General features: G+C 70.7%; 14 protein-coding genes. 3 read left to right on the forward strand and 11 right to left on the reverse strand.

Going from position 1 to position 12,270, the window contains the following annotated elements; all coding sequences use genetic code 11:
* A partial coding sequence (locus tag VFI59_03055; protein ID HET6712669.1) for a hypothetical protein occupies window positions 1-311 on the reverse strand: 311 nt, incomplete at its 3' end.
* A 258-nt stretch (window positions 312-569) separates the two neighbouring features.
* Here VFI59_03055 and VFI59_03060 point away from each other — a divergent pair.
* Genes VFI59_03060 through VFI59_03070 form a run of 3 tightly spaced genes read left to right on the forward strand, consistent with a single transcriptional unit; the run spans window position 570 to window position 2,167 of the window.
* The gene (locus VFI59_03060; protein HET6712670.1) at window positions 570-1,364 is read left to right on the forward strand and encodes an SDR family NAD(P)-dependent oxidoreductase; all 795 of its coding nucleotides are present in this window, start codon (window positions 570-572) and stop codon (window positions 1,362-1,364) included.
* Window positions 1,361-1,660: an ATP-dependent Clp protease adapter ClpS gene (gene clpS, locus VFI59_03065; GenBank protein ID HET6712671.1), complete on the forward strand. Its 300-nt coding sequence runs from the start codon at window positions 1,361-1,363 to the stop codon at window positions 1,658-1,660. The genes VFI59_03060 and clpS overlap by 4 nt, the downstream gene beginning before the upstream one ends.
* Window positions 1,661-2,167, forward strand: coding sequence for a DUF2017 family protein (locus VFI59_03070; protein HET6712672.1), 507 nt, complete (start codon window positions 1,661-1,663; stop codon window positions 2,165-2,167).
* Between the two features lie 36 nt (window positions 2,168-2,203).
* Here VFI59_03070 and pyk read toward each other — a convergent pair whose 3' ends face one another.
* From pyk to VFI59_03120, 10 genes are read right to left on the reverse strand one after another with little or no spacing between them, the layout of a single operon-like run.
* Window positions 2,204-3,640: a pyruvate kinase gene (pyk, locus tag VFI59_03075; protein ID HET6712673.1), complete on the reverse strand. Its 1,437-nt coding sequence runs from the start codon at window positions 3,638-3,640 to the stop codon at window positions 2,204-2,206.
* The gene (locus VFI59_03080) at window positions 3,637-4,815 is read right to left on the reverse strand and encodes an acetoin utilization protein AcuC (protein HET6712674.1); all 1,179 of its coding nucleotides are present in this window, start codon (window positions 4,813-4,815) and stop codon (window positions 3,637-3,639) included. Before VFI59_03080 ends, pyk begins: the two co-directional genes overlap by 4 nt.
* Window positions 4,812-6,122 (reverse strand): aminotransferase class III-fold pyridoxal phosphate-dependent enzyme, encoded by a 1,311-nt coding sequence (locus VFI59_03085; GenBank protein ID HET6712675.1) that lies wholly within the window; start codon window positions 6,120-6,122, stop codon window positions 4,812-4,814. Before VFI59_03085 ends, VFI59_03080 begins: the two co-directional genes overlap by 4 nt.
* Complete coding sequence (locus VFI59_03090) at window positions 6,119-6,328, reverse strand: hypothetical protein (protein ID HET6712676.1); 210 nt, start codon at window positions 6,326-6,328, stop codon at window positions 6,119-6,121. Before VFI59_03090 ends, VFI59_03085 begins: the two co-directional genes overlap by 4 nt.
* On the reverse strand, window positions 6,325-7,236 hold the full coding sequence (locus VFI59_03095; protein ID HET6712677.1) for a hypothetical protein: 912 nt from the start codon (window positions 7,234-7,236) through the stop codon (window positions 6,325-6,327). The genes VFI59_03090 and VFI59_03095 overlap by 4 nt, the downstream gene beginning before the upstream one ends.
* Window positions 7,233-8,015, reverse strand: a complete 783-nt coding sequence (locus VFI59_03100; protein HET6712678.1) for a CoA-transferase — start codon at window positions 8,013-8,015, stop codon at window positions 7,233-7,235. The genes VFI59_03095 and VFI59_03100 overlap by 4 nt, the downstream gene beginning before the upstream one ends.
* Entirely contained in the window at window positions 8,012-8,929 is a 918-nt protein-coding gene (locus tag VFI59_03105) for a CoA-transferase (protein HET6712679.1), read from the reverse strand. The genes VFI59_03100 and VFI59_03105 overlap by 4 nt, the downstream gene beginning before the upstream one ends.
* Entirely contained in the window at window positions 8,926-9,327 is a 402-nt protein-coding gene (locus tag VFI59_03110; protein ID HET6712680.1) for a VOC family protein, read from the reverse strand. The genes VFI59_03105 and VFI59_03110 overlap by 4 nt, the downstream gene beginning before the upstream one ends.
* A gap of 16 nt (window positions 9,328-9,343) precedes the next feature.
* Window positions 9,344-10,630, reverse strand: a complete 1,287-nt coding sequence (locus VFI59_03115; GenBank protein HET6712681.1) for an aminotransferase class III-fold pyridoxal phosphate-dependent enzyme — start codon at window positions 10,628-10,630, stop codon at window positions 9,344-9,346.
* Between the two features lie 11 nt (window positions 10,631-10,641).
* A complete protein-coding gene (locus VFI59_03120; GenBank protein HET6712682.1) occupies window positions 10,642-12,207 on the reverse strand; it encodes an aldehyde dehydrogenase family protein in 1,566 nt (521 codons plus the stop codon).
* Between the last annotated feature and the right edge of the window lie 63 nt (window positions 12,208-12,270).

Here is a 12,270-nt window from a genome sequence, read left to right on the forward strand (position 1 = left end):
ATGCCCGGTGGCCGGTACTGCCTTCCAGCGAAGAGGATCGGCTCGCCATCGACCTGACCTTCGTAATCGAGGAGCAGCGCGACGCTCGTGCTCGGCTGGCCGTCGGCCAGCACCACTTGGCTCATCCCCGGCTTCGAGACGATCTCGAAGGTGCCGTAGGAACCGCAGTCGATCGGGAAGGTGCCGAAGCGCACCGGATCCGCCGCCGCGGGTCCGGCGGCGACAAGCGACATGCCTGTCACGAGGGCGAGCGCCCCGAAACTCGCGATCATTCGCTTGGGCACGCGGTGCTCACGGGTGAAACCATTCATGGCGATGTCCTTTCCCTTCGTTCCATCCCTTGCCCCGCCGATCGCGGGAATTTGCCACTTCGGTTGTTCGGCCTACAGTAAATAGGGTTGCTTCCTCGGTCAAGCGCAGGCTCAGCCGTCGCCTCAGCGCTCAACTCCGCTGGGGTTCACTGGGCGAGATGCGTGGCCGCCGCTCAACCCTGTCCCGTCTCCGATACCGTGCTGCATGGCCGATGTTCGAGAAACCGGTCCTCGTCGCTCGCCTCGAAGGGCTGCTCGATGGAGGTGAAGGGCGCCGTCGTGGTCGTCACGGGCGCCTCCTCAGGCATCGGCGAGGCGACCGCGATCGCGTTCGCGAGGCGGGGCGCCCGTGTCGTGCTGACCGCCCGACGGCTCGAGCGCCTCGAGGCGCTCGCGGACCGCATCGAACGGGCCGGGGGTTCGGCGCTCGCCCTGCGGGTCGACGTGACCGAGCCGCGCGAGATCGGCGGGCTGCCGGCGGTGGTCCACGAGGTCTACGGACGCCATGCCGACGTGCTCGTGAACAACGCGGGCGTCCCGGGCGGCGGCGCGATCCAGGACCTCGCCTACGAGCGGATCCGCGAGGTCGTCGAGGTCAACCTGCTCGGCGTGCTGTACGGGATGCGGGCGTTCCTGCCGGAGATGCTGCGCACGGGCCGGGGGCACGTCGTGAACGTCGCCTCGCTCGCGGGCAGGTTCGCGACTCCCGGCACCGGCCTGTACTCGGCGACCAAGCACGCCGTGGTCGCGGCGAGCGAGTCGGCGAACTACGACGCCGAGTCCCGAGGGGTACACGTGACCGCGGTGAACCCAGGGTTCGTCGCGACCGAGGGGTTCCCGCAGGACGAGCTGCCGTCGTGGGCGGTGGTGCCGGCCGACCGCGTCGCGGACGCGATCGTGAAGGTGGTCCGCGAGGGCATCGCCCCCGAGTACGCCGTGCCTCGGTGGGTCTCGCCGTTCCAAGCCTTCCGCGTGCTCACCCCGCCCCTGTACCGTTGGGGAGTGCGCCAGGCGCGTCGGACCGGCGTGCGAGCGACCCAGGCGAAGCGATGACGAGCGCGAGCACCGCACCGGTCGAGATCGGTCGTCCCGAGACGATCGAGAACATCGAATCCGACGTGCCGTGGATCGTGATCGTCTGGAACGACCCGATCAACCTGATGACGTACGTGACCTGGGTCTTCCAGAAGCTGTTCGGCTATCCGCGGGCGAAGGCGGAGAAGCTGATGTGGGACGTGCACACGAAGGGCAAGGCCGTGGTGTCGAACGGCACCCGGGACGAGGCCGAGCGCGATGTGGCCCGCCTGCACGCGTACGGGCTGTGGGCGACGATGCAGAAGGACCGCTAGGTGCGCCGGCGCAGGGGCCCGGTGCACCGGACGGGACCCGGCCGCTTCTCGGTGCGCCTGTCCGACCAGGAACGCGACGCGGTGCGCATGTTCACCGGACAGCTCCGGGTGCTGCTGACGTCGGAGAACCCGTCCAGCGACCCCGCCGTCGCTCGGCTCTTCCCGCCGGCGCTGGCCGAGGAGGACGTGCTCGGCAACCTCGAGTACGAGCAGCAGCACGGCGACGAGCTCCTGCTCGGCAAGCTGGAGGCCCTCGACACCGTCGACCGCACCCTCGACCGGCGAGAGCTCACCGAGGACGAGTTGCTGGCCTGGCTCGGCTCGCTCAACTCGATCCGGCTGGTCGTCGGCACGAGGCTCGGGGTCACCGAGGCCTCGACCGAGAGGGACTTCGCGGACGACGAGCGCGAGATGTTCGCGCTCTACGGCTACCTCACGTGGCTGCAGGGCTGGGTGATCGAGGCCCTCGACCGGGACCTTCCCGCCGGTGACACGGCCGGTACGTAGGTAGTCTCTTCCAGACTCGTTGAGCGGTAGAATCGCTCAGCGCGCGGGCGAGCCCACCTGGTGGAGCTTCAACATGTTCGTGGTCGTGCGTCCCGCGGGAGAGGACGCGGCCATCACCACGAGCTCCCCGGGGACCACGAGCGAGCGGCGACGGAGCCCCTCGTCCATCAACGCGATCATCGCGTCGGTGTCGTCGGGGTGATCGGCCGGGAGCGGCACCACTCCCCAGTTCAACGTGTTCACCCGCCGCACCCGTTCGTCGGGGATGAAGGCGAAGATCGGCCTCGCCGGCCGCTCGGCCGACAGCAGCCGCGCCGTGCGGCCGGTCTCTGTGTAGCAGGTGATCGCCACCACCTCCGGCTCCGTCGTGGCCACGTCGGCGACGGCGTGGGCGACGGCGGCGGCCTCACCCGTGTGACGGCATTCCGGCTGAGCGGCGCGGTAGTCGCGACCGCGGGCCTCCATGGCCGTGGCGATCTTCGTGGCGGCCGCAGCCGCCTCGAACGGGTACTCCCCGATCGCGGTCTCGCCCGAGAGCATGATTGCGTCCGCCCCGTCGAGCACGGCGTTGGCCACGTCGGTCGCCTCCGCGCGCGTGGGCCTCGGAGCCCGGATCATCGACTCCAGCATCTGGGTCGCCACGATCACCGGGCGGCTCGCGGCGCGCGCGGCACGCAGCAGGTCCTTCTGCAGCAGCGGGATCTGCTCCATCGGCAACTCGACCCCGAGGTCGCCGCGGGCCACCATCAGCGCGTCGGTGACCTCGAGGATCGACGCGATGTGCTCGATCGCCGGCTTCGTCTCGATCTTCGCGACGATCGGCACGAGCCGGTCGCCCATCAGCGCCCGCAACTCGTGCAGGTCGTCCGCGCCCCGCACGAACGACTGTGCCACCAGGTCGACCCCGAGATCGAGCGCCCGTGCGAGCCCCTCCCGATCGCGCTCGGTCACCGCGGGCAACCCGAGCCGCTCCGCGGGCACGTTCACCCCTTGTCCCGATCGAACGGTGCCGCCCCGGACGCACTGGGTGCGCACCGTGGCGCCGTCGATGCTCGCGACCAACAGCTCGACCGCGCCGTCGGCCAGCAGCACACGATCCCCGGGTCGCAGGTCGTCGGCCAGGCCAGGGTAGGTCGTCGAGGTGCCATGCTCGGTGCCCGAGCCGCCGGGCCGCAGCTCGAACGCCTGCCCCGGCGCGAAGCGGAACGGGTCGGGATCCAGCGTGCCGAGCCGCACCTTGGGCCCGGGCAGATCGGCGAGTACGGCGAGCGCCCGGTCGCCCTCGGACTCCGCGTCGCGTACGAGGCCCACGGCACGGGCGTGGTCGTCGGGGGTGCCGTGGGAGAAGTTCACGCGGAAGATCGACGCACCGGCAGTCACGAGGCCGCGGACGAACGCCGGTGTGTTCGTGGCCGGGCCGAGGGTGCAGACGAGCTTCGTGCGGGCGGCGAGGGACGGGCTCGCCGTGCTCACGAAGAGCTCTCCTCGTCGGAACGCAGCGGCTCGTTCCGGCCCCACGATCGGCCGCCCATTGCGGCGGCGGCCACTGCCGGCGCCTCCTCGTCCGCCGGCGACGGGCGGGCCGGTGGATCGGAGAGGGTGGTCGGCACCTCGGCGCGAAGCTCGAACTCGGCGCGCTCGATCCACCCCTCGGGGATCTCGTCGGGCGGCGTCGCCCCGGCCATCTCGGCGAAGTAGAGCGTCCACGCACGCGGCACGACCCGGGCCCACTGGTAGCCGCCGCCGCCCGTCGCGATCCAGCGTCCACCCGCGGCGTCGTGCGCGAGCTCGTGCAGCACCGACGCGGTCGTCCGGTACGCGCCGGTCGTGAGCCCGAGATGAGCCAGCGGATCGCTCGTATGCGTGTCACATCCCAGCTGGGTCACGAGCACGTCGGGGCCGAAGTCCCGCACGATCGAGGGCACCGCCGTGCGGAACGCCTCCAGCCACCCCTCGTCGCTCGTGCCCGGGGGCAGCGGCAGGTTCACGGCGGAGCCTGGTGCGTTCGGCCCGCCCCGCTCCGAGAGCCCGCCCGTGCCCGGGAAGAAGCCGATCTCGGGGGCGTACTCGTGGATCGACACCGTGAGCACGCGGGGATCGTCCCAGAAGATCGCCTGCGGACCGTCGCCGTGATGCACGTCGACGTCGACGTAGGCGATGCGCTCCACGCCCTGGGTGAGCACCCACGCGATCGCGATCGCCGGATCGTCGTAGACGCAGAACCCCGAGGCCCGGCCGGGCATCGCGTGGTGCAGCCCGCCCGCGGCGTTGAACGCGTGGGCGACCTCGCCCGAGAGCACCGCGCGGGCGGCGGCGAGGCTCGCGCCGGCGACGATCGCGCCCGCCTCGTGCATGCGATCGAAGATCGGGTTGTCGCCGGGCCCGTACCCGAACCGCCCCCACGAACCTTCGGCGCCGTGGCCCGCCTCGCGGGTGGCATCGATGTATTCCCGGGTGTGCACGAGCATCAACGAGTCGTCGTCGGCCGGCTCCGCGCCGAGCCGGACAACGCCGGGGGCTCGGTCGAGCTCGTACTCCGCGATCAGGTCCCAGGTCAGCAGCACCCGTTGCGGTCGCAAGGGGTGGCCCGGGCCGTGGTCGTAGATCCTCGCCTCGGGGGCGACCACGAGACCCGCGGTGGCGCTCACGCGACCGAACGGACCGCGGCCGCCGTGCGCGCCACCAGCTCGGCCGCGTCCTCGTCCGTGAGCACGAACGGCGGACCCAGCATCAGCAGGTCGCCGTCGCGCCCGTCGACGTGCCCGGTCGAGGAATACAGCAGGAGGCCGGCATCGCGCGCCGCGGCGACGACCCGTTCGGTCACCCGCTCGGCTCGCGCGAACGGCTCCTTGGTCTCGGGGTCGCGCACGAGCTCGATGCCGATCATCATGCCGAGCCCGCGCACGTCGCCCACGATCGGCAGGTCGGCGAGGGTCTCGGCGAGTTCCCTCCGCAGTCGCTGCCCGAGCGCCGCCGAACGCCCGACCAGGTCTCGGTCGCGCAGCTCCCGCAGCACGGCGCCGGCCGCCGCGGCCCCCAGCCCATTGTGCGACCACGTGAAGCCGTGGACGAACCCTGTGGTCGAGACCGCCTCGAAGACCTCACCGCTGGCCGCGGCGAACCCGAACGGCACGTACCCGCTCGTCGTGCCCTTGCCCGCTGTCAGGATGTCCGGGCGCACCCCCCAGTGATCGACGCCGAACCAGCGACCGGTGCGACCCATGCCGGTCATCACCTCGTCGGCGATCACGAGTACGCCGTGACGTCGGCACACGTCGACGACCGACGGCCAGTAGTCCTCGCAGGGCACGGCCGCGCCGAGCGTCGCGCCCGCGACAGGTTCGGCGATGAACGCCGCCACGGAGTTCGGCGGCGCCTGCGCGATCATGCGCTCGAGCTCGCCGGCGTGCCAGGCCCCGCACGCCTCGGGGTGCTGGGGGTTCTCGCACCGGTACTCGTAGGCCGCCGGCGCGTGCAGGAACCGGCCGAGCCACGGCGTGTAGGGCTTTCGGAGCGGTTCCTTGCCGCTCGCGTCGAGAGCGCCGAGGGTGTTGCCGTGGTACGCGCTGCGGCGCCCGATCACGACGAAGCGCGATCCCTCGCCGCGCGCCAGGTGATACGCGCGGGCGAGCTTCAGCGCGGTCTCGACGGCCTCGCTGCCCCCCGACACGGGGTAGAGGCGAGGCTCGTCGAGGGGCAGAAGCGGCGCGAGATCGTCGGCGTAGTCCTCGAGCACGCCCGTGGTGAACATCGTGCCGTGCACGTACTGCGTGCGGGCGAGCTGGGTCTCGATCGCGTCGATCACGGCACGTGCCCCGTGCCCGACGTTCACCACGACCGCGCCGCCGGCCCCGTCCAGGAAGCGCCGGCCGTCGGCCGCGGTGATCCACGCGCCGTCGGCCGCGACGGCCTCCGGGAGTTCGCGGTCGAGGACCCTCGGGAAGACGTGGCTCACGAGCCCCCCTCGTCCCGGGCTCGACGAGGCGGGATCGGCCGGTGATCGTCGTCGAACGTCGCGAAGACCTCGCGGAGCCGGTCGCCCCGGGCCTTCCGGCCCTCGCGGATCGCCTCGGCCCACTCGGGCTCGGGCCCGGCATCGGGCAACCACGGCGCCTCCTGCCCGTCGGTCAGACGCTCCTCGTCGGGGTGCATGCCGCTCACGTTACCGTCTGAACCTCGGCGAGCCACCGACGCATCGAACCGTCGTCGCGCGTTCGCAGGGCATCCATCCTTCGCTCGCTCGCCTCCAGATCGCCGAACACCCGCATCACGAGCGCCGCGATCGCGTACACGGGGTCGGCCGGGTCGGTCGCCGCCGTCCAGCGCACGCTCGCCTGCATCCGGAAGTCGCCGACCACCGGAGATCCGGCGTCGTGCGCGGCAACCAGGGCGCCGAAGAACAGCATCGCGGGGAAGGGCCGGGGGTTGCTCGTCGCCAGCGCCCCCAGCACCTCGAGCACCGCTCGCACGTCTGCCCGGCGAGCCATGACCGGGTCGGCATCGGCCGACGCGGGCAACACGCCCTCGCTCAGCCTCAGGCACGCCCGCTGGCCGCGCACGTACGCTGCCAGCGCGGCACCGGTCGGCACCGAGTACAGAGAGCTCCAAGCCGAACGGATCCCCGTCGGCGCCAGGGCGTCGGTGACGGCCCGCGGGAGCCCCCCGAGCGCCGCGCCGAGCGTGTCCTCGTCGTGCGCCCCCCGCACCACCTCGGCGACGACCTCGCCGGCCGCCTCGAGCACCTGCAGCCTGATCGACCCGCCGCCGTCGGCCACGACGGCGCTCCGGACGGTCACGGCGGCATCCGGCCGCGTCTGGGTTCCGGAGAGGGGCGACCGGCCCGCGAACGGTCTGGCGGTCGTGCCGAACCTCGCCGCCTCCGCGAGGTACACGGGGAGCCCGAGCCGCAGGTCGCGACCCGTCGCATCGACCACCCGCTCGTCCCATGCCTCGGCGCAGAAGGCGACCGTCGGTGCTCCGTCCCTGGCAACGGGCACGAGCCACGACGGCGATCGCAGGGGGGCGTACCAGACCGGGGGCTCGAGCAGCTCGGTTCGGCCGGGCGTCACTTCGTGTAGACCCCGCCCGGGTCGAGCTCCTCGCGGATCAGCCGCAGCTCTTCGTCGGTCGGCGCCGGCGTTCCGCCCAGGTCCTCCGCCACCTTCGGCTCCCAGCCCATGTTCGCCCGCACGTCATCGAGCGTGACGCCCGGGTGCAGGGTGCGCAGGGTCATCTCCCCGCTGGCGTCGTCGAAGGTGTACGTGGCGAGATCGGTCACGACGCTCGTCGGCCCGCTTCCCCACCAGCCGCGCGCGGCGTCGTGCACGGGGTCGCCGCTGTGTCCCGGTGAGGTGCGGAAATCGATCCTGTCGACGAACGAGCGCTGCGCCTGCCGCATGATCACCAGGACCTGGCGGGCGTGGATCGCGATCTCGCATGCGCCACCCGAGCCCGGCAGCCGGACCTTCGGATGCTCGTAGTCGCCGATCACGGTCGTGTTGAGGTTCCCGTGGCGGTCGATCTGGGCGCCGCCCAGGAACGCCACATCGATCAGTCCGGCCTGCAGGTAGAAGGCGAACAGCTCGAACATGCTCGTGACCGCGGTCGAGCCCGTCGCGAGCGTCGGGTCTCCGATCGACAGGGGAAGCCGCTCCGGTCGCGCGCCGTAGACGCCCGACTCGTACACGAGCTGGAGCTCCGGGGCGACCGTTCGCTGGGCGAGGTTGCATACGATGTTGGGGAGCCCGACGCCGACGAAGCAGTTCGAGACGCCACCCAGCAGGCGCGCGCTGGCCGCGATCATCAGCTCGGACTTCGAGTACCCGAGGTCGGCTGCGGTGTCGCTCACGCGTACCGCCCGTAGTCGACCTCGCCCGACGGCGCCGGCTCGGGCCGCAGGGCGTCCCAGTGCGCATCGCCGTACTTCTGCACGTACTCGCGATGGTTCGCAAGGCCGTAGACCCACTCGTCGAGCCAGGCGTCGAGCGTCTCCTGCTCCTTCGCGATGCGATCCCACTCGAGGTAGAAGTGGTTGTCGCGGTCGTAATAGCCCTGGGCGAAGGACGGGTGGCAGGCGAACGGTTCCTCGACCACCGCGTCGACCACGGCTCCCGGGATCACCGTGCGGTTCGGGTCACGCCTGATCACCGCCTCGTCGACGACCTCCTCGACGACCACGATCACCTTGTGCGCCGCGAACGCGACCTCCTTCTGACACCCCATGAGGCCCCATATCTGCGTATCGCCCACAGCGTCCGCGCGTTGCGCGTGCACGATCGCGATGTCCGGTTCGAGCGGAGGCACCACGTAGACCTGGTCGCCGTCGTCGTAGGGCGAGGTCATCGGCACGATCCTCGGGTTGACCTTCGGGATGTCGCTCTCGTAGTAGCTGCGGATCGGGAAGAACGGCAGGTTCGCGGCGCCCGCCATGTACCGGCACACCATGCCGAAGTGCGAGTACTCCTCGACCTCGAGCGGCTCGGGGTCGGCCTTCTCGATGCGACGCCGTACCGCGTGCAGGTTGCCGACCCCGGGGTTGCCCATCCAGCTGAAGACCAACTTCGAGGCGACGCCTGCGCCGATCATCTGGTCGTAGACGACGTCGGGCGTCATGCGGGCGAGCGTGAGATCGCGCCGGCGTTGCCGGATGATCTCGTGTCCGGCCGCGAAGCAGATCAGGTGCGTGAAGCCCTCGATCGCCACGGTGTCACCGTCGTGCACGAGCTCGCGCACGGCGTCCTGCATCGTCGTGACCTTGCTCATCCCCATCCACCCCGGCTCGACGGCCGCTCCTTCGGGGGATCGTCCTTCGGGCCGCGGAGCACGCAGAACTCGTTGCCCTCGGGGTCGACGAGCACGGTCCAGTAGCTGCCGCCCTCTTCGACCCGGCGTACGACGCGCGCACCGGCGTCGACGAGTCGATCGACCTCCTCCCGCATCGTCGAGGGCGGGGAGAGATCGAGATGCAGGCGGTTCTTGACCGACTTTCCCTCGGGCACGATCTGGAACAGCAGCGGCCACCCGCGGCCCGACGGGTCCCGGATCCAGGCGTCTTCGTCGTCGACAGCCTCGAGCTCGTAGGCCAGCGCGGTGCACCAGAACCCGGCGATCCGCCCCGGGTCGCGGCAGTCGATCGTGAGCGTCTCGACGAGCGAGGTCATGCCCGCGCCCCGCCCCTCAGGGGGCGGCTTCGACCTCGGCCACGGCTTCCTCGAAGATCTCGAGCGCAGCCCGCGCCTGGTCCTCGCGGAACACCAGCGGCGGCGAGATGCGGATCGCATCGTCGCCGCACCCGAGCACCAGCAGCCCCCTGCGGAACGACGCCTGCTCGACCGCCGTGGCCAGATCGTGGTCGGCGAACGAGAGCCCGATCCACAGCGCCCGCCCCCGTACCTCGGTGATGATCGGGTGCCGTTCGGCGATGCTGCGGAGCCCTTCGAGGAAGATCTCCCCGACCGACCTCGCGTTGTCGAGCAGCCCTTCCCGCTCGATCACCTCGAACGTCGCGAGGGCCGCGGCGCACGAGACCGGCGAGCCGCCGTAGGTCGAGCCGTGCGCACCGAGCTCCCACGTCATCAGGTCGTCACGAGCGATCATCGCGCCGAGCGGAAGGCCACTCGCGATGCCCTTGCCGGCCGTGACGATGTCGGGGGCGATGCCTTCCTGCTCGATCGCCCACATCGTGCCGCTGCGCCCCATGCCCGACTGCACCTCGTCGCAGACGAGCAGGATGCCGTGGCGGTCGCAGAGCTCCCGCAGGTGGATGAACCACCCGTCGGGCGGCAGCACGTACCCGCCCTCACCGAGCCACGACTCGACCACGATCGCGGCGACCTCCGTCGGCGAGACGACACGCTTGAACAACACCTGCTCGAGGTAGTCGAAGTCGCCGTAGAACGAGTGGTAGACGCTCGGCATCATCGGCCCGAAGCCCGTGCGGTAGCGCGCCTTCGACGCCGTCAACGTGACCGAGCCCATCGAGCGGCCGTGGAACGACCCGTAGAAGCCGATCAGGTATTGGCGCCCGGTGGCGTATCGCGCGAGCTTGATCGCGGCCTCCACGGCCTCGGTGCCCGAGTTCGTGAGGAACGAGCGGGCGCGCCCGCCGCCGAACGGGGCCATCGCGTCGAGACGCTCGCAGACGTCGGAGTAGATCGGCAGGAAGAAGTCCGACGCCGAGTAGTGCAGCAGCTGGGTCGCCTGTCGCTGGACGGCCTCCACCACCGTCGGATGGCAGTGCCCGGTGCTCGTCACGGCGATGCCCGCGTTGAGGTCGAGGAAGATGTTCCCATCGACGTCCTCCACGATCGAGCCAGAGCCACGCCGCGGCACGAACGGGTAGGCGCGCGGCAGCGACGGCGACGTGACCCGGCGGTCCCGCTCGATCCGCGCCATCGCCTCCGGGCCGGGCACCTCCGTGATGAGCTTGGGCCTGGCGTGCGCCGCCAGGCCCTCGAGCTCCATGTCCTCGAGGCTCACTCGGAGATCACCGTCCTCGACTGCTCACGCAGGTACTGCAGCACGTAGTACGGTCCGCCGCCCGCCTTGCCGGTCGTCCCTGAGCCCTTCCAGCCGCCGAAGGGCTGCACCCCCGGCCACGCGCCGGTGGTGGAACCGGCCTGCCGGTTCACGTAGACGACCCCCGCCTGGATGCGGTCGAGCCACTCATCGACCTCGCCCTGCTCCTCGCTGAAGAGCCCGGCCGTCAGCCCGTACTCCGTGGCGTTCGCCTTCTCGATCGCGTCGTCGAGCTCGTCGAACGGCGCCACGACGACGAACGGCACGAACAGCTCCTTGTGCCAGATCCAGCTGTCCTCCGGCGCCTCGGCGATCGTCGGCTCGACGAAGAGTCCACGACCGAGGTCGCCCTCGGTGATGCGCTGGCCTCCGGTGACGATCGTGCCGTTCTTCTGGGCTTCCTCGGCGGCCTCCTCGTAGGTGTCGAGAGCGGCCTCGTTGATGATCGGCCCGAGGAACACGTCGCGCTCGATCGGGTTGCCGACCTTGATCTGCTCGGTCTTCGTCTTGAGCTGCGAGACGAAGTCGTCGTAGACCTCGCGCTCCACGTAGACCCGGCTGCACGCCGAGCACTTCTGCCCGCCGAATCCGAAAGCGCTGCGCATCACGCCGGTCGTCGCCTTGTCGAGGTCGGCGTTCTTCGTGACGATCGTCGGGTTCTTGCCCCCCATCTCGCAGATCACGGGCTTCGGCACGTTCGTCGCGAAGTTTTTGTAGATGTCCATGCCGACCGGGTAGGACCCGGTGAATGTGATGCCGTTCACGTCGGGGTGGCGCCACAGCGCCTCGCCGGCGACCGCCCCGCGCCCGGTGACCAGGTGGAACGCTCCGGCGGGAACGCCCCCGTCGCGGTAGCACTCGTAGAGCTTGAATCCGAGCAGCGCGCCCTGGTTCGACGGCTTCAACACGACGGCGTTGCCGGCGACCAGCGCGCCGCTCGACGGTCCACCCGACAGGGCCATCGGGAAGTTAAACGGGCTGATCACGGCCCAAACGCCGTGGGGGCGCAGCACGTCGTAGTAGTCGCCGGCGGCGCCCAGCCCGCTCATCGGCACCCGGAAGCCCTCGTGCTTCTCGACCTCGTCGCAGTTCCATCGGATCAGCTCCGCCGTCTCCTGCACGTCGCCGAGCGCCTCGAGGCGGCTCTTGCCGACCTCGTAGGCCATGAGCGCCGCAAGGTCGAACAGGCGCTCTTCCATGATGTCGGCGGCCTTGCGCAGGATTCGCACACGCTCCTGCCAGCCCATACGATCCCACTCGAGTTGGAACGCCTTCGCGGCCGCGACGGCGTCTTCGACGTCTTCGGGCGTCGCCTGCGAGAAGCGCCCGATCACGATCTCCTTGTCGATCGGCGACGGCTCCTCGTAGCGGTCCTCGCGCCAACGCTCCTCGCCGTTCACGATGACCGGGTAGTCCTTGCCCAGGTCGGCCTTGACCCGCTCGACGGCCTCGTCGTAGGCCCGCTGCAACTCCTCGTTGTCCGCCGACAACGTCGCGTACGTGATTCGGAACTTCTCGCTCATCGGAAGCTCGCCCCCTTCTGGCGTTCCTATGGCTCCGGATGTGGAGAACCCTGTGACGAACGC

Source organism: Actinomycetota bacterium (genome assembly GCA_035697485.1).
Lineage (GTDB): Bacteria > Actinomycetota > UBA4738 > UBA4738 > HRBIN12 > JAOUEA01.